Source organism: Streptomyces sp. NBC_01549 (genome assembly GCF_026339955.1).
GTDB lineage: Bacteria > Actinomycetota > Actinomycetes > Streptomycetales > Streptomycetaceae > Streptomyces.
On sequence record NZ_JAPEPW010000001.1, the window covers coordinates 3,708,616 to 3,730,640 of the forward strand.

The 22,025-nt window shown below is 69.2% G+C and carries 23 protein-coding genes and 2 pseudogenes; 14 read left to right on the forward strand and 11 right to left on the reverse strand.

Annotated features, from left to right (window positions below; all coding sequences use genetic code 11):
• Window positions 1-108: 108 nt before the first annotated feature.
• Window positions 109-975 carry a MerR family transcriptional regulator gene (locus OG819_RS16595; RefSeq protein ID WP_266650116.1) on the reverse strand — a complete coding sequence of 289 codons (867 nt, stop codon included), beginning with the start codon at window positions 973-975 and terminating at the stop codon, window positions 109-111.
• Between the two features lie 62 nt (window positions 976-1,037).
• On the reverse strand, window positions 1,038-1,547 hold the full coding sequence (locus OG819_RS16600) for a glutathione peroxidase (protein WP_266625544.1): 510 nt from the start codon (window positions 1,545-1,547) through the stop codon (window positions 1,038-1,040).
• A gap of 78 nt (window positions 1,548-1,625) precedes the next feature.
• Between OG819_RS16600 and OG819_RS16605 the strand changes: the two genes are divergently transcribed.
• Window positions 1,626-2,546 (forward strand): SMP-30/gluconolactonase/LRE family protein, encoded by a 921-nt coding sequence (locus tag OG819_RS16605; protein ID WP_266625542.1) that lies wholly within the window; start codon window positions 1,626-1,628, stop codon window positions 2,544-2,546.
• Here OG819_RS16605 and OG819_RS16610 read toward each other — a convergent pair.
• A complete protein-coding gene (locus OG819_RS16610) occupies window positions 2,543-3,508 on the reverse strand; it encodes a winged helix-turn-helix domain-containing protein (RefSeq protein WP_266650118.1) in 966 nt (321 codons plus the stop codon). The genes OG819_RS16605 and OG819_RS16610 overlap by 4 nt on opposite strands.
• A 102-nt stretch (window positions 3,509-3,610) precedes the next feature.
• Between OG819_RS16610 and OG819_RS16615 the strand changes: the two genes are divergently transcribed.
• Window positions 3,611-4,813, forward strand: coding sequence for an MFS transporter (locus tag OG819_RS16615; protein WP_266625538.1), 1,203 nt, complete (start codon window positions 3,611-3,613; stop codon window positions 4,811-4,813).
• 149 nt (window positions 4,814-4,962) lie between these two features.
• Window positions 4,963-5,805, forward strand: coding sequence for a calcium-binding protein (locus tag OG819_RS16620; protein ID WP_266650120.1), 843 nt, complete (start codon window positions 4,963-4,965; stop codon window positions 5,803-5,805).
• Between the two features lie 92 nt (window positions 5,806-5,897).
• Here OG819_RS16620 and OG819_RS16625 read toward each other — a convergent pair whose 3' ends face one another.
• Together OG819_RS16625 and OG819_RS16630 are read right to left on the reverse strand one after the other, a co-directional pair.
• Complete coding sequence (locus OG819_RS16625) at window positions 5,898-6,581, reverse strand: GntR family transcriptional regulator (protein WP_266650122.1); 684 nt, start codon at window positions 6,579-6,581, stop codon at window positions 5,898-5,900.
• Between the two features lie 146 nt (window positions 6,582-6,727).
• On the reverse strand, window positions 6,728-6,856 hold the full coding sequence (locus OG819_RS16630; protein WP_266625532.1) for a hypothetical protein: 129 nt from the start codon (window positions 6,854-6,856) through the stop codon (window positions 6,728-6,730).
• Window positions 6,857-6,966: 110 nt separating this feature from the next.
• On the opposite strand from OG819_RS16630, the gene OG819_RS16635 reads away from it, so the two are divergent.
• From OG819_RS16635 to OG819_RS16650, 4 genes are all read left to right on the forward strand, one after another.
• Entirely contained in the window at window positions 6,967-7,206 is a 240-nt protein-coding gene (locus OG819_RS16635; RefSeq protein WP_266650124.1) for a rhomboid family intramembrane serine protease, read from the forward strand.
• Window positions 7,203-7,403 carry a hypothetical protein gene (locus OG819_RS16640; protein ID WP_266650126.1) on the forward strand — a complete coding sequence of 67 codons (201 nt, stop codon included), beginning with the start codon at window positions 7,203-7,205 and terminating at the stop codon, window positions 7,401-7,403. Before OG819_RS16635 ends, OG819_RS16640 begins: the two co-directional genes overlap by 4 nt.
• A gap of 291 nt (window positions 7,404-7,694) precedes the next feature.
• Complete coding sequence (locus OG819_RS16645; RefSeq protein WP_266625528.1) at window positions 7,695-8,870, forward strand: acyltransferase; 1,176 nt, start codon at window positions 7,695-7,697, stop codon at window positions 8,868-8,870.
• 236 nt (window positions 8,871-9,106) lie between these two features.
• The gene (locus OG819_RS16650; RefSeq protein WP_266650127.1) at window positions 9,107-10,483 is read left to right on the forward strand and encodes a S53 family peptidase; all 1,377 of its coding nucleotides are present in this window, start codon (window positions 9,107-9,109) and stop codon (window positions 10,481-10,483) included.
• A gap of 163 nt (window positions 10,484-10,646) precedes the next feature.
• On the opposite strand, the gene OG819_RS16655 is transcribed toward OG819_RS16650, so the two are convergent.
• Both OG819_RS16655 and OG819_RS16660 read right to left on the reverse strand, forming a co-directional pair.
• Window positions 10,647-10,871 (reverse strand): cold-shock protein, encoded by a 225-nt coding sequence (locus OG819_RS16655; RefSeq protein ID WP_266433666.1) that lies wholly within the window; start codon window positions 10,869-10,871, stop codon window positions 10,647-10,649.
• Between the two features lie 69 nt (window positions 10,872-10,940).
• Window positions 10,941-11,615 (reverse strand): hypothetical protein, encoded by a 675-nt coding sequence (locus tag OG819_RS16660; protein WP_266650130.1) that lies wholly within the window; start codon window positions 11,613-11,615, stop codon window positions 10,941-10,943.
• A gap of 170 nt (window positions 11,616-11,785) precedes the next feature.
• Here OG819_RS16660 and OG819_RS16665 point away from each other — a divergent pair, with 170 nt between their 5' ends.
• The 7 genes from OG819_RS16665 to OG819_RS16695 all read left to right on the forward strand — a co-directional run bounded on the left by OG819_RS16665 (window position 11,786) and on the right by OG819_RS16695 (window position 17,556).
• Window positions 11,786-12,238 (forward strand): GntR family transcriptional regulator, encoded by a 453-nt coding sequence (locus OG819_RS16665; protein ID WP_266625520.1) that lies wholly within the window; start codon window positions 11,786-11,788, stop codon window positions 12,236-12,238.
• The gene (locus OG819_RS16670) at window positions 12,225-13,136 is read left to right on the forward strand and encodes an ABC transporter ATP-binding protein (RefSeq protein ID WP_266650132.1); all 912 of its coding nucleotides are present in this window, start codon (window positions 12,225-12,227) and stop codon (window positions 13,134-13,136) included. Before OG819_RS16665 ends, OG819_RS16670 begins: the two co-directional genes overlap by 14 nt.
• Window positions 13,133-14,155 carry a transporter gene (locus tag OG819_RS16675; RefSeq protein ID WP_266650134.1) on the forward strand — a complete coding sequence of 341 codons (1,023 nt, stop codon included), beginning with the start codon at window positions 13,133-13,135 and terminating at the stop codon, window positions 14,153-14,155. The genes OG819_RS16670 and OG819_RS16675 overlap by 4 nt, the downstream gene beginning before the upstream one ends.
• A 152-nt stretch (window positions 14,156-14,307) precedes the next feature.
• A complete protein-coding gene (locus OG819_RS16680; RefSeq protein WP_266650136.1) occupies window positions 14,308-15,504 on the forward strand; it encodes an acyltransferase in 1,197 nt (398 codons plus the stop codon).
• A gap of 90 nt (window positions 15,505-15,594) precedes the next feature.
• Window positions 15,595-16,374, forward strand: a complete 780-nt coding sequence (locus tag OG819_RS16685) for a polysaccharide deacetylase family protein (RefSeq protein WP_266650138.1) — start codon at window positions 15,595-15,597, stop codon at window positions 16,372-16,374.
• Window positions 16,375-16,502: 128 nt separating this feature from the next.
• On the forward strand, window positions 16,503-17,144 hold the full coding sequence (locus OG819_RS16690) for a hypothetical protein (protein WP_266625512.1): 642 nt from the start codon (window positions 16,503-16,505) through the stop codon (window positions 17,142-17,144).
• 46 nt (window positions 17,145-17,190) lie between these two features.
• The gene (locus OG819_RS16695) at window positions 17,191-17,556 is read left to right on the forward strand and encodes a hypothetical protein (RefSeq protein ID WP_266625511.1); all 366 of its coding nucleotides are present in this window, start codon (window positions 17,191-17,193) and stop codon (window positions 17,554-17,556) included.
• Window positions 17,557-17,717: 161 nt separating this feature from the next.
• On the opposite strand, the pseudogene OG819_RS16700 reads toward OG819_RS16695, so the two are convergent.
• From OG819_RS16700 to OG819_RS16715, 4 genes and pseudogenes are all read right to left on the reverse strand, one after another.
• Window positions 17,718-17,870, reverse strand: a pseudogene (locus OG819_RS16700) (chaplin); the annotation flags it as partial.
• Window positions 17,871-17,939: 69 nt separating this feature from the next.
• Window positions 17,940-19,160: pseudogene (locus tag OG819_RS58585) on the reverse strand (hypothetical protein); the annotation flags it as partial.
• A gap of 167 nt (window positions 19,161-19,327) precedes the next feature.
• Entirely contained in the window at window positions 19,328-20,626 is a 1,299-nt protein-coding gene (locus OG819_RS16710; RefSeq protein ID WP_266650140.1) for an ISAs1 family transposase, read from the reverse strand.
• Between the two features lie 432 nt (window positions 20,627-21,058).
• Window positions 21,059-21,436, reverse strand: a complete 378-nt coding sequence (locus OG819_RS16715; protein ID WP_266650142.1) for a hypothetical protein — start codon at window positions 21,434-21,436, stop codon at window positions 21,059-21,061.
• Window positions 21,437-22,025 lie beyond the last annotated feature (589 nt).

The window sequence follows — 22,025 nt, forward strand, 5'->3', positions numbered from 1 at the left end:
GGACGAGGCCGTTCAGGCCGATCGGGGGTTTGGGGGCGGAGCCCCCAAGTGGGGATGGGACGGGTAGGGGCGGCGGGGGCGAGAAACCCCCGGTGCCCGCCCCGCCGCTCACTTCACCGGAAACGCCACGTCACACACCGCGTCCTCCGGCCCCGCCGCGTCCCAGTCCGCGAAGTACACCTCCCGACAGGGACCGTCGTACGACAGCCCCCGCTCCGCGATCCACGCCTCGACCGCCTCGAACGCGGCCACGATCTGCGGATGGGCGACCTGCGCCTTGGTGATCCGTGCGTAGGCGAGCCGTCGCGCAGGCTCCACCCGAACCCCGATCCCCGACACCCGCCCCCGCTTCTCGGCCCACGCCCGCGCGGCCGCCTCGTCGGCGACCGGCACGCACGACTCGGCGGGCCCGTCACTCTCCATGCTGACCTCGGAGTAGTAGACGACGAAGGGGGCGCCGGTCGTCCCGCCGCACTCCCGTGCCCCGTCCTCCAGTCGCCCCAGCGAGGCCGGAATCCAGACCGGCAGCTCGTCCGCCAGCGTGTGCCGCTTCTCCGTCAGCACCACTCGCTCCGGCACATCCACCGTCTCGACCACGAACTTCCCGTACATGTCGGTACTCCTCCCGGACAGCCTTCCACGGAGGTATTCGGCGAGCGTCCGCTGCGAAGCGAACCGGGCCTCGGCATCCGCCCAGTACGTGGCGAGGAGCGCCGCACCCTGCGCCGCCTCGACCTCCACCACCTCGGCGATCCGCGCGAGCGGCATGTCGAGCTGCCGCAGAAGCGCGACCAGGCGGGCGCGCTCGACCTGGTCGGCGCGGTAGTAGCGGTATCCGCTGACCTCGTCGACGTGGGCCGGAGCGAGCAGTCCGAGCCGGTCGTACAGCCGAAGCGCCTTCGGCGAGAGCCGCGCGCGGGCGGCGAACGCGCCGATCGTGAGCAGTTCCTGATGCACGAGCCCATCCTCCGTCACCGGGCGCCTTCGGCCCGGTGACAAGGACGCTGCTCCCTGCCCCTGGGGCAAGGTCAAACGGTTCAGGCGGCCAGGTGCTTCTCCACCGCCGCCACGACCTCCGTCGACTCCGGCTCGGTCTGCGGCGAGAACCGCGCCACCACGTCTCCGCCCGGCCCGATCAGGAACTTCTCGAAGTTCCAGCGGATGTCACCGCTGTGGCCCTCGCCGTCGGCGGTGTCCACCAGCCGCTCGTACAGCTCGTGCCGCGCGTCCCCGTTGACCTCGACCTTCTCGGTCATCGGGAAGGTGACGCCATAGGTCGCGGAGCAGAACTCGGCGATCTCCTCGGAGGTGCCGGGCTCCTGCCCCATGAACTGGTTGCAGGGCACACCGAGCACGGTGAAGCCCTGCCCGGCGTACCGCTCGTGCAGCCGCTCCAGCCCCGCGTACTGCGGGGTCAGCCCGCACTTGGAGGCCACGTTCACGATGAGCACGGTCTTGCCGCGGTACTGCCCGAGGTCCGCGGACCCACCCTGAAGGGAATCGATCTGGACGTCGAGTACGGAACTGTTTGAACTGTCGGTAGTCATAAACGGATGCTAACTCCGCTTGATGTCGCCCCGGCCGCCGCCCGGCCGGTTCCCGGTGTGCTCGGTAAGGTCGCGAACGTGACCACAGCGAACACGATCAAGGGCATCTACGAGGTACTCGACGACCGCTTCGTCACCGGCCGCTGCACGAACGGCGACGGCAGGCTGGAGATCCTGCACGACGGCTGCCGCTGGGCCGAGGGCCCGCTGTACGTGCCCGCCTGGCGCCAGCTGATCTGGAGCGACATCCCCAACGACCGCATGCTGCGCTGGGACGAGCCCACCGGGACGGTCGGCGTCCTGCGCACCCCCGCGGGCTACGGCAACGGCAACACCCTGGACCGAGAGGGCCGCCTGGTCAGCTGCGAGCAGGGCAACCGCCGGGTGACCCGGACAGAGCACGACGGGTCGGTCACCGTCCTCGCCGACCGCTACGACGGCAAGCGGCTCAACAGCCCGAACGACGCGGTCGTACGGTCGGACGGTTCGGTCTGGTTCTCCGACCCGGACTTCGGGATCCTGAGCGACTACGAGGGTCACCGGGCCGAGTCCGAGATCGGCGCGTGTCACGTCTACCGCCTCGACCCGGGCACGGGCGAGGTACGGCTCGCCGCGGACGGCTTCGACGGGCCGAACGGAGTCGTCTTCTCGCCCGACGAACGGCAGCTGTACGTCTCCGACTCCCGCGCCGCCCGCATCCGCGTCTTCGACGTCCGCGACGACGGCACCCTCACGGACGGGCGAACCTTCGCGGAGGCGGAGAAGGGTGTCCACTTCGACAACATCCGCTTCGACGACGAGGGCCGGCTGTGGGCGGCCGCCCTCGACGACGGGGTCCACTGCTACGACCCCGACGGCACCCTCATCGGCCGGCTCCTGATCCCCGAGCGGGTCTCCAACATCACCTTCGGCGGCCCCAGGAACAACCGCCTCTTCATCACGGCGTCCACGTCCCTCTACTCGCTGATGATGTCGGTGACCGGCGCGCCCCGCATCTAACCTTCCTGAGCCTTCACGAGTACCTCCCCGGCGGGCGTGCGGGAGTACAGCACCGACCGCCCGGCCCGCCCCCTCCGTACCAGCCGGGCGTCCAGCAGCACCTTCAGATGGCGTCCGACCGAGCCGAGACCCTGCCCGGTCACGGCCACCAACTGGGTCGTGCTCATGGGGGAGTCGAGGAGGACGAGGACCCCGGCGCGGGCGGGGCCGAGCAGTGCGCCCAGGCTTTCCGGCACGAGGTCGGGACCCGTGGCGGCGAGCGCGCCCGAGCAGGGGAAGACGACCGCGTACCGGTCCGGCTCCTCCCACGACACCCAGCCGTGGTTGCGAGGTGTGACCGGTACGAACACCAGCTCGGCGCCGGAGATCTCGCGCGGCGGGTACTCGTGGAGATTGACCTGCAGCCGGTTGTCGCCGAGCCAGCGGGTGCCCGGTCGCAGCGCGTCGAGGGCCGCCGCCCAGCCGCCCTGGCTCAACTGCGCGGTCCGAGCGACGACATCGGCCTCCAGGACGCGCCGCCGCCGGTTCCAGTAGGGGCGTACGGCCTCGGTCCAGACGTGGGTGAGCAGGTCGGCTGCGCGCTCCGGGAGGTCGTCGCGGCGCAGGGCGGCGGGCAGCGGCCCTGCCAGGGAGACGGTGAGGTGGGCCCGGGCGTCCGCGCCCGACGCCTCCCGTACCCGCGCGACCTCCTCCTCGAAGTCGGCCTCGCCGCGCGGCGGCGGCGTCAGGAAGTCGGCGATCCAGTTCCGTCCGAGTCCGGACCGCATGAGCAGCGAGGTGACGGGGTCACCGGCCAACCGCCTTCTGTACCCGGGCAGATGGGCGTCGAGCCACGCCCGCTCCCCGGGGTGCGCGGCCGTCCCCGCGTGCAACAGCTTGACGCCGGCGAAGGTCTCGGCGAGTGGTGAGAGCACGAAACGGGTGCGGGCGAGAGTGTCGGCGTTGATCTGCCACCAGCCCATCCGCGCCCTCCCGTCGCTTCTCTCGCTGTCCGTTGCCCCGTGTGGTTTCGCGTCTCCGCGAAACAATAACGACCACGCCGGGCGCCACCCGAGACTCCATCCATGCGCAGCTACTCCGACCTTTTCCGAACCCGGGAGTTCACCCCTCTCTTCCTGTCCTCCGCGCTCAACTCGGCGGCCTCGACGATCGGCGGCCTGGCCGTCGGGACGCTGGTGTACAAGGCGACGGACTCGCCGCTGCTGTCGGCGGTGAGCATGTTCGGCCCGCAGCTCGCCCAGGTGGTCGGCGCGACCACCCTGCTGTCGGCGGCGGACCGGCTGGCGCCGCGCGCCACGTTGACGGGCATCGCCCTGTCCTTCGCCGTCGGTACGGCGCTGATGGCGACGCCGGGTCTGCCGGTCTGGGGGCTGTTCCTCCTGATCTTCGTCCTGGGTCTGGTCTCGTCCCTCGGCGGCGGTGTCCGCTGGGGTCTGCTGAACGAGATCCTGTCCAAGGACGGCTTTCTGCTGGGCCGTTCGGTCATGAACATGGTGGCCGGTCTCGCGCAGATCACCGGCTATGCGACGGGCGGCGTCCTGGTGGCGGTGCTCTCGCCGAGGATCACTCTGGCGAGCGCGGCGGCCCTGTATCTCGCCGCGGCCCTCGTCACCCGCCTCGGCATGACCTGCCGGGCTCCGAGGGCCACCGGCCGCGCCTCGATCGCGCAGACCTGGCGCACCAACGCGCTGCTGTGGTCCTCGCCCCCGCGCCGGACGACGTACCTGCTCCTCTGGATCCCGAACGGTCTGATCGTCGGCTGCGAGTCCCTGTACGTGTCCTACGCGCCGGACCGGGCGGGCCTGCTCTTCGCCTTCGCGGCGTTCGGCATGTTCGTGGGCGATGTGACGACGGGCCGTTTCATCCCGCCCACGGTCCGCGGACGCCTGGGCATCCCGTTCCTGCTGCTCCTGGCGACGCCGTATCTGCCGTTCGCGCTGGGGCCGGGGGTGGCGGTGGCGGCGGGCGCGGTCGCCCTCGCCTCGGTCGGCTTCGGGGCGAGCCTGATCCAGCAGGAACGCCTGATGTCCCTGACCCCCGACGAGCTGAGCGGCCATGCCCTGGGACTGCACTCCTCGGGCATGCTCACGATGCAGGGGGTGAGCGCGGCGCTGGCCGGAACGGTCGCCCAACTCACCTCGCCCGCCACGGCGATGACGGTGATGGCGATCACGTCGCTCGTCGCGACGCTGCTGATCTCGGGCCCCCGCCAACGCCCGGAAGTGTCCACACCACAACAGAAGCAACCGGAAGTGAACTCCCCCTGAACCCCAAAAGGTTGTGCGATCGGAGCCGCAACTCGCCCTCCAAGGACGGGGTCGAACGGGATGACCACACGCGCACAGACTCACGCGCGGACCTCATCGGCCCCCAGGGCCCCGTTGGGCCCATCGGGCCCCGTGGAGGAGAACCAACCATGTTCAGTCGCCGCATCACCGCGCTGCCGAAGGTGCTGGCGCTCGCCACCGCCGCCGTGGCCGTGACCGTCGCCGCCCCCGCGGCACACGCCGCGCCCGCCAAGAGCGCGACCGCGGTCGTCGTCGGCCAGAAGCTGTACTACACGGCGGCCGCCGGTCAGACGAATCACCTGTCCATCTCCTGGGCGCTCGGCGCGTTCGACCCGGATTCCCAGCTGAGCGACTTCATTTACACCTTCGACGACACCGTCAGGATCTCCCTCGGCGCGGGCTGTGTCCGCCCGGCCGGCGGCGACGACACCAAGGCGGTCTGCACGGTGACCGAGCCCAACACCTCGGCGTCCGACCTCGACTCCCTGATCGTCGATCTCGGCGACGGCAACGACACCGCGACGACCGGCAACGCCAGCGGCGGGTACACGAGGATCTACGGCGGGCCGGGCAACGACACCCTGACCGGCCACGGCGTCGACGTCCTCTACGGCCAGGGCGGCAACGACCGTCTCTCCGGCGGTGGCGGGGTCTACGACGAGGGCGCGAACGGCGGCGCGGGCAACGACACCCTCGTCAACTGCAGCGCCGAGTGTCACGGTGGCGCGGGCAACGACAGCCTGTCGGGTACGAGCGGCGACAACTCGCTCTTCGGCGACGACGGCAACGACAAGCTGTACGGCAACGCGGGCCGGGACCTCCTTCAGGGCGGCCGGGGCGACGACACCCTGTACGGCGGCGCGGGCGACGACAAGCTGTACGGCAACAGCGGCAACGACGTCCTGCACGGAGGTGCGGGCAAGGACTTCCTGTCCGGCGGTCCCGGCCGCAACAAGACGTACCAGAACTGATCCGTTCGCGGGGCAGCCCGGTGGGCGTGAGGAACGCGTCCCGGCGGGCTCTCGGCCTCCTGAGGGCCGAGAGCCTGATCGTCCCCGTGAGGTCAGGCCTTGCCCGTCCCGGACCCCTCGACGGCCCGCAGGGCCTCGATGACGCTGGCCACATGAGCGCGGGCGGCCGCCTCGGCGCGCTCCGGATCACGCGCGGCGATGGCCTCGACGAGGGCGAGGTGTTCGCCCAGCGAGACCTGGGGGCGCCCGGACTGCAGCGCCAGCCGGAACTGGTGGCGCACGATCTGTGCGTTCAGGCGGGTGAGGAGTTCGGCGGCGGTGTCCTGGCCGGAGATGTCCCGGACGAAGTCGTGCAGTTGGCGGTTGAGCTCGGAGTACTTCAGCGGCTCGGCCGCCTGCACGGCGGCGCGCAACTGCCCTCCGAGCGCGAGGAGTTGCGTGATCTGCGCATCGGTGACCCGCTCGGCGGCCTTGGCCGCGCACAGTCCCTCGAGCACCCTGCGGCACTCGTAGATGTCCACCGCCTCGCTCACGGACACGGTCCGGACCCGGGCCCCGCGGTTGCGGATCCGCTCCACGAGACCGTCGGCGGCGAGATCGACGAGCGCGGCCCGCACACTGGCCCGCGTGACATCGAACTGTTCGGCCAACTCGGCCTCGACCAGGCGCTGTCCTGGCACCATGTCACCGGCGAGGATGGCCCTGCGCAGCGCGACGAGGGCCTGCTCCTTGGCAGCGGCGCCGCTGCCTTTGGCACTGCCGGTAGCTGGGGACACGTACGTACTCCTTCGGTCTCGAGCTCCTGGAGCGCCTCGGGCCTCCTCGAGCTCTCCGCTCTCCTTGGAGATGGTTACCGACCGTAGGATGGGTACACAAAATCGTCAACAATCTGGCGGCGAGACTTGGGATCCGACCGGGCTCGTCAGGCGCCGGTGGACACCTCGACGAGGTCCTGCCGGCTGTGTTCCAGCAGCTCGCCCATCTCGCCGACCTCCGGGTCGATCTCCGCGGCGCGCGGCGCCACGTCCTTGAGCATGTCGAGGGTGGCCATCGCGAGCGCGAGGGCGTCGTCGCAGCGGTCCTCGCCGAGCAGGGACTCGATCTCGAAGGCGAGACTGGCGAGCGTCTCGCGTCTTCGGATTCCTCGCCGCCTACCGAGGGGTGGTCCGCTTCCTCGGGCTGAGCCTGCTCATCGCGGTGACCAGCGGCCTCACGGTCTGGTTCCTCGAGCAGGGCAACGTGGACACGGTCGGCGCCAGCGGCCTGATCTTCGGGTACTTCGGCTATGTCGTGGTGCGCGGACTCTTCGACCGGCACCTGATCGACACCCTGATCGGTGTCGTCATGGCGCCTCCTTCGCCTACATGCTCACCGTGGCCGTGCCCGGGACACCGGGGGTGAGCTGGCTGGGACACCTCGGAGGGCTGATCGGCGGCCTGGTCGGGGCCCGGCTCTTCCGGGGCCGACGCCCCCGGCCCGCCAAGGACACCCCCTCGGGCGGCGGCACCGGCCCGACCCCCCGCGGCGCCCTCCAGCCCCGCCCCGACAACCCCCGCGCCGACCTCCACAAGGAACTCGGCGACCTGGGCCTGCTCTAGGCCCTGTCGTCAAATTCCCGTCTGCTCGCGACGTCGGGGTGATCCAGAGTCGGCGTCCCTCCCGCGTGCGGCATGCCTCACTCTGGTGGGCCCGAATCGCATGGCCGTCTGTGGGTACGGGCCATCCGTGGGCCAGGACGGTGCCGTCATCCGCCCAGACGAGCACAAACCCGGCAACCTTGTCACATGCCCGTAGGGCACGTGATCGGGGGCTCCCAGGCCCTGTCAGTAGAAGGACGACCCTGGAACGAGGCATGCATGACCCAGGCGGATCGCAGGGGATCGGCCGGCGTGGCCACGAGACGGAGGAACGAAGGGACGGTCGTCGAGGAAGCGCCATTGCCGCAGGCGGCCCCCGTGACGCGGGTGATCGCGGCCGGGCCCGGCGCCCGGAAGGACCGGCTCGCCGCGTTGGACGGGCTGCGATTCCTGGCGGCGCTGTCGGTGGTGCTCTTCCACTTCGTCGGCCAGACTCCCGGTGCGATGATCGTCGTCTGGGGGCGCCCGTACCGGAGCACCTTCCCCGAGCTGCACGGCTACTTCGCCTTCGGACGGCTCGGTGTCGACCTGTTCTTCCTGATCAGCGGGTTCGTCATCTGCATGAGCGCGTGGGGGCGCACCCCGCGGGACTTCTTCATCTCACGCGTGACCCGTCTGTACCCGATGTACTGGATCGCGATCGTGGTGTCGGTGTGTTTCGTCTACTTCGCCGACAGCCCGTTCGGGCACCCCAACCCACGGCTGCTCTTCGCGAACTTCACGATGTTGCAGACCCCGCTCGGTGTGGCCAACCTGGACCCGGTCTACTGGACGCTCTGGCCGGAACTCTGCTTCTACCTCACGTTCGCGGTCGTGGTGTGGAAGGGCCTCACCCACCAGCGGGTGGTGATCTTCTGCGGGTTGTGGACAGTCGCCGCGGTGCTGGCGCCCGCCGCTCACATCCCGCTGCTCACGCTGATCGTGAACCCGACGTCCGCCCCGTACTTCATCGCGGGCATGGCCTTCCACCTCATGTACCGCTATCGGCCGACACCGCTGCTGTGGGGGATCGTCGCCATGTCGTGGCTGCTGGCGCTGCACTTCCTGCTGGCACCCCACGGCGGCCGCAACAACTGGGCCACCTGGTCGCCCTGGCGCGGCTGGCTGATCCTCCTGACCACGGTGTTCTTCCTGCTCGTCGGCGCCATCGCACTCGGCTGGACCCGCCGGATCCGCTGGCGCGGACTGACTGTCGCGGGCACGATGACCTTCCCGCTCTACCTGCTGCACGACACGATCGGAATGACCGTCGCGCACCACTACGGCGACCGGGTCGACCCCTCGGTCCTGGTCGCGGTCACGGTGAGCGCTCTGGTCGTACTGGCGTATCTCGTGCACCGGTTCGTCGAGCGCCCGATCGCGCTGGCCATGCGGCGCTCGCTGCACACCGCCGCGTTCGGACTGCCGGCGCCGACGCGGCGCTCCTGACCGGACGAGAGCACGGCGGGCGGTGACCGCCGTTCGCCGCTGCGACGGGCGTCGGCCGCGCCCTCGCGTCAAGAACGTGCCTGCCAGGAAGGCATGTTCGCGCTGGAAGGTCCTGTTTGGGCAAAGGGTTCGGCATCGACAGTTCAACGGTCTTGTCCTGTGCATGTCTCACTCGATGAGATGCACGGAGACCACTTCGTGCGACGCAGGACCACTCAGGACCACTAGGGGGATTCATGCACATAGCCCGTACCCGACGGAGCGTCGCGGCTTCCACGGCCGCCACCGCCGCTCTCGCCGCCGCCGCGCTGGCGACCGCCCCGCTGGCCGGCGTCACCGCCGCCGTACCGCACACCAAGGCGGTCCCGGCCACCGCCGGCCACACCTTGGTCCATGGCGTGGCCAGCCCGCTCTCCAGTGAGCAGTGCCAGGCCAAGTGGCACATCGCCTGCTACAACCCGCTCCAGTACCGCACCGCGTACGACCTCAACGCGCTGTACCGCAAGGGCATCACGGGCAAGGGGCGCACCATCGTCATCGTCGACTCGTTCGGCTCCCCGACGATCCAGCACGACCTCGACGTCTACAGCAAGCAGTTCGGTCTGCGCAGCACCAAGGTCGACGTGGTCAAGTGGGGCAAGGTCCCCGTGTTCGACCCCAAGAACTCGGACATGACCGGCTGGGCCGGCGAGACCACCCTGGACGTCGAGATGGCCCACGCCGTGGCGCCCGACGCCAAGATAGTCCTGGTGGAGACGGCGGTCGCCGAGACCGAGGGCGTCACCGGTCTGCCGGAGATGATGGACGCCGAGAAGCACATGATCGACCACGGCGTCGGCGATGTCATCACCCAGAGCTTCGGCGCCACCGAGGACACCTTCCCCGGTTTCGACAAGGGCGACTTCTCCAGCATCAAGAAGCTGCGCTACGCCTTCCAGGACGCGAACCGCAAGCACGTGACCGTCCTCGCCTCCTCCGGCGACGGCGGCGCCACCGACCTGAAGGCGGACGGCAAGACCTACTACGACAAGCCCGTCAACTCCTGGCCCTCCTCGGACCCGTTGGTCACCTCCATCGGCGGCACCCAGCTCCACCTGAACGACAAGGGTCAGCGGGTCAAGCCCGACAGCGTCTACAACGACTACGGCTCGGGCGGCGGCGGCCAGTCCCACGTCTTCACTCGCCCGGCCTTCCAGAACGGCGTGAAGAACGTCGTCGGCGCCCGCCGCGGCACCCCGGACGTGTCGCTGGCCGCAGCGGTCAACGGCGGCGCCTGGATCTACTCCAGCTACGACCCGACCGCCATCGGCTGGGACGTCACCGGCGGCACCAGCGAGGCCAGCCCGCTCTTCGCGGGCATCGTCGCCCTCGCCGACCAGGCGGCGGGCCACCGGGTGGGCAACATCAACGAGGCGCTGTACGACCTCTCCAAGCGCTCAGCCCACCACGACAAGAGCACCGGCATCGTCGACGTCAACGACGGCACCGACAACTCGTACGAAGGCGTCACCGGCTACAAGGCCGTCGACGGCTACGACATGGCCACCGGTGTGGGCACCGTGGACGCCCTGCGCTTCGTTCCGGCCCTCGCCCGGGCGACCCACCGCGGCTGACACCACGCCGCCGCACCAGGGCTTCCCGGGGCTCCTTCCCTGAGACCTGCCTGCCATGAGACGGCCCGGGTTCCGTACCCGGGCCGTCCGCGGGCTCGTGGAGTCCGCGCAGCGTGCGCCCATGACCGTGGGCGTGCGCCGTCATTGGTGTCGGGTGTGGATGTCAGGCAGGCCGAGGCGTGATGCTCACCGCGCGGTAGTCGTAGCCGTCCTGTTCGAAGCCGGGGGCTTCCCATGTGAGGTCGACCTGCTGTCCGGGCGACAGTGTGCGGAAGCCGGCCGTCCGGACGTCGGAGAAATGGCCGAAGCAGCCGCCGGGAGTCTCGGGCGAGTCGAGCACGCCCCACCCTTCCTCGTCGTTCCACTCGCGGACGATCGCAGTCACCATGGGTGGAACCCTACGGGCTCGGTCGCTCGATCCGGCGGGCCGCAGGCCGCGTATCCGCAGAGGCGGTGCCTACCAGCCGAGGACCGCGGGACCGCGGCTGAGTCCGGTCTTGTGGAGCCATTCCTCCTGGACGTCGCGGTTGCGGGTGTCTATGGAGAGGTAGACCGCGTGGGTGCCGGGGGCGGGTTCGGTGCACTGCTTGGTCCACACGCTGTTGAGGCAGAGTTGCACTCCGCAGAGCTTCGACGAGGGCAGGCCCCGCAAGGCCCCCTCCCAGGACACGTCGAATCCCAGCGGGCCCACGGCCTGGACCATGAGGTCCAACTCCGCCTCCGTGCAGCTCTCGTCGTGCTCGCGCACCGTGAACGGCGGAGTGCTCCAGCCGGGCAGTTCCAGTTGCAGTCCCCATTCCTCGATCAGGGGCCACACCTCGGCGAACACGGAGCGCAACTCGACTTCCACGCGGTGGGCGTAGCCCCCGCGCAACGCGTCGGTCCGGGCGACCGCCCGCCAGAACTCGACCAGTCCGTCCGGCGAAAAGGGGCTGTCGTCACGGCAGGTGAAGGCGCCCCACGAGAAGTGGTGGCGCGCGTGGCGGAACTGCTCCACTGTCACGACAGGTCCGACCTCGGGGGAGAACGGGTCGTCGGCCCACTCCGCGTAAGCACCCAGCAGCTCACGGGCGCGCCGCAGCGCGCTCATGGCGTCCGGCAACGGCTCGAGTACCTGATAGAGCAGGGACATCCCCACGGCGCACCTCCCGGAGGCGGAGCGTACGCACGGCGCGTGTCGGCGTCGCCCGAATTACGGCCGTGCCTCGTAGGACGCGCCATCGACCGCCTTGACATTCCTGCCGCGCCTCCACCATGCTTGTATTAATGCATTAACACAAGCACACTGGGCACACTGTGGTCATGGAAGGTGATGTGGTCGAGTACCGGATCGACCGTGGCAGCGGTGTACCGGCCTACGTACAGATCGTGGAGCAGACCGAACGGGCGCTCCGGATGGGCACGTTGAAGGTCGGGGACAAGCTGCCCACGGCCAGGGAGGTGGTGGCGGCGACCGCCATCAACCCCAACACCGTGCTGCGGGCCTACCGCGACATGGAGCAGGCCGGTCTGGTCGAACTGCGCCGCGGGCTGGGGACCTTCGTGACGCGGTCGCTCGCGCGGCCCGGCGCGGAGGACGACTCGCCCCTGCGTGCGGAGCTCACCGACTGGATGGCACGGGCACGGGCGGCGGGACTCGAACGGGCCGACATCCTCGCCCTGGTCACCGCCACCCTGGACACCTACGACAACGAGCGGGACAGCCACACCCCGGGCGACCGGGAGCGGAAGAGGAGGAAGCATGACCGGGCCTGACATGCCGGCCGCGCTGCGCGCCACGGGAGTCGGATTCCGGTACCGGGCACGGGGCGGCTGGGCCCTGCGGGACTGCGAGTTCACTGTGCCCGGGGGCCGTATCACCGCCCTCGTCGGACGCAACGGCGCCGGCAAGAGCACCCTGCTGCACCTGGCCGGCGGCCTGCTGCGCCCCCGCACCGGGGAGATACGGGTACTGGACACCGCCCCGGGCACTCCCGAGGCCCGCGCCCGGGTCGCTCTGCTCACCCAGGACAAGCCGCTCTACCCCCGCTTCACCGTGGCGGACACCCTGCGGATGGGGCAGAAGCTGAACTCCTCGTGGGACCAGGCCGCCGCCGAGCGGACCGTCCGCGAGGGAGACATCGCACTCGCCGCCCGCGTCGGCGAGCTGTCGCCCGGGCAGCGCACCCGTGTCGCACTCGCCCTGGCGCTCGGCAAACGGCCCGAACTGCTGCTGCTCGACGAGCCGATGGCCGACCTCGACCCCGTGGCGCGAGGCGAGATCATGGGGGCGCTGATGACCGAGGCCGCCGAGGGCGGCACGAACATCGTGCTGTCCTCACACGTCCTGCCCGAACTGGAGCAGACCTGCGACTGGGTACTGCTGCTGCGGGACGGCCGCGTCGAGCTGAGCGAGGACGCCGAGGAACTGCGCGAGAACCACGCCGTACTGACCGGACACGCCGACCAGGCCGACGCGCTGGCCGCAGGGCACACCGTCGTGCACCGCCGGTCCGGTGGCCGACAGATGACCGCCCTGGTACGGCAGCGCGGACCGCTGCGCGGCGACTGGCACGTCGAGCGGCCCAGCCTGGAGGACATCCTGGTCGGCTACCTCCACGCCGGCGACACGGTGCGCCCGGCCGGCACCGAGCGGACGGAGGTGGCGGCGTGAAGGACTCCCTCCTCCGTAACCGTTCCCTCCGTACCGGTCCCGCCCATGACGGTTCCCTCTGGAGCGGTTCCCTCTGGCTCGCGTGGCGTCAGCAGCGAGTGCTGGTCGGCATCGGCGCGGTCGTCCTGGCCGGCGCCGCGGCGATCGCCGTGTACTCCCGCTCGGGCATGCTGGACGCCCTGCACAGCGGGCTGTTCGACCACTGCGGCACCGGACCGCTGTCCTGCTTGCGCACCGACACCAGCCTGCCGCCCCTGATGCTGGACATCGCCCCGCTGAAGTACTTGGGGATGTTGAACATCGCCCTGCCCGTCCTGATCGGAGTCTTCTGGGGCGCCCCGCTGCTGGGCCGCGACCGGGAACTGGGCACGCACCGCATGGTCCTCGCCCAGGGCATAAGCCGCGGACAGTGGTTCGCCTCCCGGTTCGCCTTCGCCGCGGCGACCACGGCGGCCCTCTCCGGCCTGCTCGCGGGAGTGTTCGCATGGTGGCGGGGGCCCGCCGCCGACCGCAGCTACGGCCTGTTCTGGTACGACGTCACAGCCCTGAGCGGCTCGGGCCCGCGCGTCGTCGCAGCCGCCCTCTTCGGACTGGCGGCCGGCACGCTGCTGGGTCTGCTGGCCCGCCGGGTCCTGGCCGCGATGGCCCTGACCCTCCTGGTCACCGGGGCGATGACACTCCTGCTGGAGTGGGCACATAGGACGCGCCTGCTGGTCTCGCCGCACACGTACGTGAGCGCCGGCATCGTTCCCAAGGCGCCCATGGGCGAGAAGTGGTCGACCGGCCACTACGGCCTCGTCACCGCCTCCGGCCGCCACGACGACGTGCTGAAGTGCCCCTTCCCCTCGGGCGCCGAGCTCAAGGAGTGCATGGCCCAGCACGGGTACGTCGCCCGCTTCTACGATGCCAACCCGGCCGGTGACTACTGGACCTTCCAGTGGACCGACACCGCCGTCCTCGGCGGCCTCGCCCTCCTGCTCACCGCAGCCACCGTGCTGCTCCTGCGCCGCCGCGTCTGACCGCGGCGCGCCACCGCACCGGTCACCCCCTTCACCCCTTCACCCCCTCACCCGGGGTTCCCTTTGCACGGAGGTCACTTCGCCATGCCCGCCGACGCCAAGCCACCGAAGAATCCGCGCGACGGCCGCTCCCGGGACACGGGGTGCGTCGCATGAGTCTGCTCCATGGAACAGCAAGGCAGATCCAGGAACACGGTGAGCCGAGTGGGCCCATCGACGCGAGTGGACCGCGAAGCGGGCCGGCGCGCCTGGCCGCGATAGACGGGCTCCGCCTGGTAGCAGCGGTGATGGTGGCCGCGTATCACTTTCTGGGGACGCCCACCCCGCACTTCTGGGGAAAGACCGAGCTCAGGGATTTCGCCCCGTTCCTGCATGAGACCAGCCGCTACGGCTGGCTCGGCGTCGAGTTCTTCTTCATCATCAGCGGATTCGTCATCTGCATGAGCTGCTGGGGGCGGACTCCCGCACAGTTCACCGTCTCCCGGATATCACGGCTCTTTCCGGCCTACTGGTGCGCGGTCCTCCTGGTCGTCGTGGTTGTCCTGGTCGCACGGATGGGCCATTGGCCTGCCGCCGCGCACATCGATCCTCGTACAGTCCTGGGAAACCTGACGATGGTTCCGGGGCCACTGGGGCTCAACCTGGTCAGCGGAGTCAGCTGGACACTCTGGGTGGAGGCTCGCTTCTACCTGCTGATGGCCGTGATGCTCATCTCCGGACTGTCCTATCAGCGGATGGTGGCCTTCTGCGGAGCCTGGCTCCTGGCCGGTGTCATCGCCCTTGAACTTCACTCGTCACTGCTCAACGAATTCGTACTGACCCGGTACACCGGCCTCTTCGTCGCCGGGATCGTGCTCTACCTCATGCAAAGGTTCGGACAGAACCTCCTGCTGTGGCTTCTGCTGGGTTTCGCCTGGTGCTACGAACTCACCGTGCTCGAATTCCGGGTGGCCGACCACGCCACCACGTCCCCCGGCGAGGGCCGGCCCTCCTGGGCCGTGTGCGCGGCCGTCATCACACTCTGTCTCGGGCTGCTGGCACTGGCCGGTGTCGGACCGTTGGCGGGACTGCAATGGCGTTGGCTGGTCACCGCCGGGGCGCTCACCTACCCCTTCTACCTCGTCCACCAGAGCATCGGAATTCCCCTGGCCAAGGGCTTGATCAAGGCAGTTCCGGGGCTGGGACCGCTGCCTTCGATGGCGGTGTCCATCATCTGCATGCTGGGCCTGGCCGCGCTCATCCACCTATGGGTGGAGCGCCCGCTCGGACGCTTCCTGAGGCACCGCCTGACACTTGACGTGCGTCTGCGGGACCTCGCGGCGAAGCCGGCTCTCGCCCGCACGCGGTAGCGCGAGGCGAGACCACTCAGAAGCGACCCGCCCGACAGGCCCCACTCAACAAATACCGCAGCAACAACCCGATCCAGGGAAAGGTCTCGCATGCCCCTCAAGGTGCGAATACGACGGTCTCGCCTACTCATCGCCGTCGCGACAGCCGTGGCCGCCGCCGTGGCCGTCGCGCTGATCGTGGCCCTGACGGTCACGACCTACGATCACACCTCGCCGCGCGCCGCCCGCGACAAGGCATCGGGATCGGTGGCCGGGAGCGTCGACTGCCGCAAGGCGAAATGTGTGGCCCTCACCTTCGACGGCGGCCCCAGCCCGACGACCCCCAAGCTGCTGGACATCCTGAAACAGGATGATCTGCACGCGACGTTCTTCGTGCAGGGCAAGGGCCACATCGCGAAGTACCCCAAGATCCTGCGCCGTATCTCGGACGAGGGGCACGAAATCGGCAACCACACCTGGTATCACGAGGTTTTGACGGACATCGACGTGGACGACGCCCGTCGGGAGCTGACCCGGACGCAGGACGCCATCGAGAAGATCACTGGCACCAGGCCCATCCTGATGCGTCCGCCGGAGGGCCGCACCAACCGCAAGGTGGCCAAGATCTGCCAGGACTTGGGGCTGGCGCAGGTGCTGTGGAGTGTCACGGCCAAGGACTACGAGACGACCGACTCGGCCCTGATCACGAAGCGGGTGCTCGACCAGACTCACCGCGACGGCATCATCCTGCTGCACGACCTGCACAAAGGGACCGTGCCCGCCGTCCCGGGCATCATCAAGGCGCTCAAGCAGCGCGGCTACAGCATCGTCACGGTGTCGCAGCTGCTCGCCCCTGCCAAGCCCCAGCCGGGGATGGTCTACCGGCCCTGAACAACCGCGACGGACCCACACCGTCAGGCAGCGACACGCGAGGCCCCTTCTCCTGACCTCCGCCCCCTGTCGGGGCCGGACCCTCCCCGCGCTAACTTGCGCTCCTTGTCGCGAAGTACGCGCCCACCATGGCGCTGACCGCCCCGTCCACCAGGGGCCGTGCCGCGCCGCTGACCGTCACCGGACGGCTCACCTGGCCGCACGCGCATGTGACGACCGGTGCGGTGCACGTCGTCAAGACCGACCTGGCGCACGGCTCCGGATACTCGTTGGGCACCGTGCCCGTCGCCGCCGACGGCGGCTTCGCCTTCCACGACACCCCGCAGGTCGGGGGCGCGAACACCTACGCCTTCAGCTACGACGGTGGCACGTCCTACCTTCCGGTCACCGCGTCGGCGAAGGTACAGGTGTCCCGAGCCACTCCGAGCGTGAGCCTGACGACCGACGCGAAGTCGTACCACTCCGGTGCGACCGTCAAGGTCACCGCGCACCTGGGAACCACGTACAACTCCCGTCTCGTGACGCTGTACGACCAGCCCGCGGGCAAGCCGCGGACGCAGCTCAAGAGCGGGTTCCCGTGGTTCCCCGCGGGATCCGGCGAAGTACCGAAAGCGATCGTCAACCCACCCACGTCGGCCGACGGTTCTGGCCGGCCGGGGTGTGACCGCGGCCTGCTGCATTGGCGTCACCGGCGTCACCAGGTTGGGGGACTGCGCCGTCGCCTGCCGGGCCGGATATGCCGGATAAGTGCGACTATCGCACCGGGGTGACATGGCGACTCCGAGCCGTCACCACACCTGGCAGGAGGACCAATCGATGAACCTGACTCTGAAGCGCCTGCTCGGCGTCACCGCGGCGGTGGCCACGGGCGGGGCGGCCCTGCTCGGCACCGGCGTCGGCACCGCCGACGCCGCCGGCCGCGTGCACTGCGACCGGGCCGAACAGGACATGTGGAGCAGCGGGCCCAGTCGCAACCTGACCGGCCACCGCTGCAGTATCCCGGGCAACAAACATCGCTGGTACACCATCGAGATCGACACCCTCGTACGGACCCACTACAAGAGGGACACTCTGGACGGAGGGGTCGACGGGACCAAGACCCTGCACAACAAAACCATCAGGTGCATGGGCTATATCTCCAGCAAGGGTGCGGTGAACTGGTTCGGATGCCCACCCAACTGACGCACCCGCCGCAGCTGTGACTGACTCCGAGACAGGGGACGGCGGACGCGGTGTCCTTGGTTCGTCGGTGCGGTTGCGGCACGGCGCCTGAAACGGCGAAGGGCCGGCCTGGGAGGGAAACCCTCCCGAGCCGGGCCCTTCTTCTAAAACACCGCCTAGCCGTTGACGCAGACGTTGCCCGTCGCCGGGTTGAGCAGTCCGATGACGTTCACGGAGTTGCCGCAAGCGTTGACCGGGATATCCACCGGTACCTGCACCACGTTGCCGGACAGCAGACCGCCCGAGCCCGTCGCGGTGCCCACCGCTGTCGCTCCCTTTTTCTTGACGGTCAGGGTCGCGGGGTCCGGGGGATTCAGGCCAACCGTAGTGATCGCTTCGGGGCGGTTGACGTAGGTTCCCGCCTTGACGGCGGTGACGTTCACCGTGACCGTGCAGGACTTCTCGCCGGCGGCCAGGTCGCCGCCGTCCAGAGCGACGGACGCGCCCCCCGCCGTCGCGGACACCGTGCCGTTGCCGCAGGTCGTCGACGCGTTCGCGTTCGAGGCCACCTTCACTCCGGCGGGCAGGTTGTCGGCGAAGCTGAAGTCGTTCTTCGCCGCCAGTTCACCGGTGTTCGTCACCGTCATGGTGAGCGTCGACGTGCCGCCCTTGTCCACGGTGGCAGGGCTGAACGCCTTGTCCAGTTGCGGAGTCGCATCCAGGATCCGGATGTTGTCGAATGCGTGGTCATTACCGAACCAGTCGCCTTGCCCATTGACCATCTTGATGCCCAACTGGCTGTCGTTGAACAACACTGCTCTGTTGCCGGCGAATGCCCCGGCCCTCAGTCCGCTTCCTCCGGGATAGGGCTTGGAGTTGGGATCGGTGCAGGGATTGATGGGGGTGGTGAAGGTAGGGATGTCCGACCCGTTGCCGGTCAGATAGAACTTCAGCAGCGGAGGAGCCGCTGAGTCGCAATTCACGGCGGCCGCGTCCACTGCGAAGGTGATGTAGCGGTTCGGCTTCGCGATCGGGATCGGCTGCTCGGTCCGGAACTCCACCCGGTCGGTGCCAGGTGACACCCAGTTGGTGTAGGCCGCGACCACGTGGTTGGTCGGCGGATTCGTTCCGCCCACCTGGCCCAGCGCATTGGCCATGTCCTTCAATACCGCCGGGCAGTCGGGCTGATCGGCGCCGGTCTGATCGAGGATGATTCCGTTGCACTGTCCGTGGTCAAGCCATGAGGGGTCGGCTGTGTATGTCTCGTTGAAGGGTGGAGCGCCGACGTAGTCCTCCAGGAAGACCGGAGTCTCGCCTGCCTTCTCGAAGTCTTCGGCGAACACCGTGGCCGGGGCCTGCGGGACCCCCGGAGTGCCAGGTGCGTGCAGGGCGTTCACACCCGGCGACATGACCAGGGCCTGGGCTTGAGAGGTCAGCGGGGCACTCGCGATCGCAAGTGCTACGAGGGGCACCGATGCGGCGCGCGTGCGCCAGGAAGGCTTGACTGCGGAAATCTCCACCATCTCTTTTCCAATCACCACGACGAACAAGCAACAGCGGGAATGGGCGTAAATGGCGCAGCCCAGACCATCAGCGATGCACCTCGACAGGCGGGTCGCCGACATTCCAGCACGCGCCCTCAAGAGAAGACGACCGGCGAGCGTGGCGACTGCATCTTTCACCGAATTGGTCGCACTCGGAGCCAACCCTGTGGGTGCGTATCGGAATTTGATCCGGTAAACCTTACACGGCCCCGGCGTTGTTCGGTTGTGTCCGGCTTCGTGGTAGTTGATCAGATGCCGTAGACGGCGAAGGCGTCGTTGTGGTTGAGGAGATCGCGGCGGGCGTGGGCGATGTTGGCTCGTCCGGCCAGGCGGAGCGTGCTGATGCCCAGGTTGCGGAAGCTGGCCAGTGCTCGGGGTGCGGTGCCGGTCCTGACCTGGGAGTTGTCCTCATGGAAGGTGACGTCCCGCACCCAGTGGATCTTGTTTTCTATGGACCAGTGGACCCTCTCGTAGTGGTTGAGGTGAGCGGGGCCTGCGAGGTGGGCGGGCAGGCTGGTGACGCCGAAGACGATCTCCTTCCCGGTCCAGGTTCCGTCGAGGCCGCCGGTGTCACGGCGCAGGCGGAAGACCTGTCCCGCGCCGGGGAAGAGGGCGTCGTCGGCTTGGGCGGTGCGGATCGTGCGACGCTCGGTGCGCCCGTGCCCACGGTCGTCCTCGGCCTCGGTGGTCTCGGTCCACTCGGCGTCGGTACCGGCCAGCAGCGCCTGGGCGGCGGCGCGGGCCAGCGGCTGGTTCCCCTTCAGGATCAGGACGTAGTGGGCGTCGAGCCGGTCCGTGATCAGGTGGGCGGTCTTCTTCGTGGTGTGCAGGGCGTCCAGGGTGAACACCCGGCCGGACAAGGCGAGTTGGGCCAGCAGCATGCGGGCCGCCTCGCCCTCGCCGCGCTTGTCCGGAACCTGCCTCTGGCCGAGGACCGCGCCGCTGGCGTGGTCGACCGCCCCGACCAGGAAGACCCGCCCCGATTCGGTGCGGGCGCCGGTCAGGGCCTTGCCGTCGAGAGCCGCAGCGGGCAGCAGCCCGGCCGGCGCCGGGTGTTCCACGGCCCGCTGGGCGGCGCGGCGCTGTTCGCGCTCGATGGGCCCCGGGGTGTCCGGGACCTCGGGCGTCGGTGCCTTTCCGGTCGCGACGTCGGTGACGTATGCGCAGGTCGCCGCGTCCAGCACGTCGGCATCCAGGTCGGCGAGCACGCGGCGGAAGGTGCGCTCGCTGGGCACAAGGTACTGGCCGGCCAGCGGGTCGTACCGGGCGCCGAGGCGGGCCAGTTTGACCTGCGGGGCGCGGGCGGACCACTGCCAGATCGCGGTCATGGAGTCACCACCGACCACCAGCGTCGCGCACGCGGCCAGCACCAGGATCACCACCAGGGGATGCCGCCGCCCACGCTCCGCACGCCGGTCAGGGACCTGCCGCAACCTGCTGACCAGCGCGGATTCCACTGCCACAGGGTCGGCGGCGAGCTCGGCCTCCCACAGCGCGAGATCGGTGAGCTGGCCAAGGACAGGGCTGATCAGGGAGGATGCGGACACGAGCGCGGCTCCTGAGACGATCTTCTGGCGTAGGAACCTGAAAGATCATCAGAGGCCGCGCTCGTCTGGCAACTCGCACCCCTCCCCCTGGGCAAACGACCCAAAACCCATCAAAGATCAACTACGCCGGGGCCGTGGTAAACCTTACGAGTGTGGATTCCTTGGGTAGCGGCGGATTCGGGAACCCGGTGTCCTCCGCATTCCCTGGCACGTGCCTCGCGGGCCGCGCTGCTTCCCTGAGAGACCGGCCGCTACTGGACGTTGGTGGTGCGGTACCCGGGAAACGGCCGTACGGTGCGACATGTGGCCGGAGGGCCGAAGACTGTTCCTTGCAGTCTTCGGCCCTCCGGCTGGGTGAAGCGGCCGTGCCGGCTATGACGACGGGTGGCAGAGGGTGTGGGCCTCCGCGTCACAGCACAGCTTCCAAGCGGGCTAGTGGTGGCCGAGGTAGCGGTCCTGATCGCGGTGCCGGTTGTTGTACCAGCCGTGGTGCCCGCCCCGGCCCTGGTCCCAGCCCCAGCCCCGGTCGCGGTCGCGGTCGTGGCCCCGGTTCCAGCCCCAGCCACGGTCCCAACCCCGGCCGCGGTCGTGGTCGTGGCCCCGGTTCCAGCTCCGGTCGCGGTCCCGGTCGCCGAAGTGGCCGTCGTGGTCGTGGTCGCTCCTTTGACTGTGCGAGTAACCCCTCCCGTTGTCGTGGTCGTGGTCGTGGCCGGCTCCGGCGGCCAGGGCCGGCATGGCGGCCGCGCCGACGAGTACGCCCGAAGCCACACAGGTGGCGATCAAGCGGAACGTCGTACGAGAAACAGACATGAATCTGTCACCTCACGTTCGTGCACACCGACCCTGGTCGGGGCCGGGCGTGCAATCCGTAATTCCCGGCTCGGTGCCGAGGCCCCACACTGTGGTCCTCCACGGCGACACCGGACCAAGGAAACGATTCGCGTTACAAAGTGCAGATATATCCGTAACTCTCCCTTGTATGGGCCATTGACGCTGGGGAGGGGCCTGGGTGTCGTCCTTGTCGTTGCTTGGAATCACGCTGAGAGCAGGAAAAAGAGCAGCTGACGGTCCGTGACACTCCTGGCTGTCTCGCTGCCTCAACTCCTTCGAACGGCCCAACGGCTTCAGTAACGAGGGGGGGCCTCTGTTCGGGGGACCTGTCGCGGTCTGCGGCGATCCGGCCGATCCGGCCGGATCGGCCGGATCGGCCGCGAGGTGTCGTCGTGATTCTGGGACGCCTTGACCGGAAGCGGCCTTCGCGGCATGGAGGCCAGGGTCGGGGGCGATGGTCGCCAGTACCTCCACGACGTCGGCGAGACAGTCGGACCCGGGTCGGCATCCGCTGGGCCCCTGGCGCCCGTGTCGTATCCACCAGATGAACCGGTCGTCAGACCTGGAT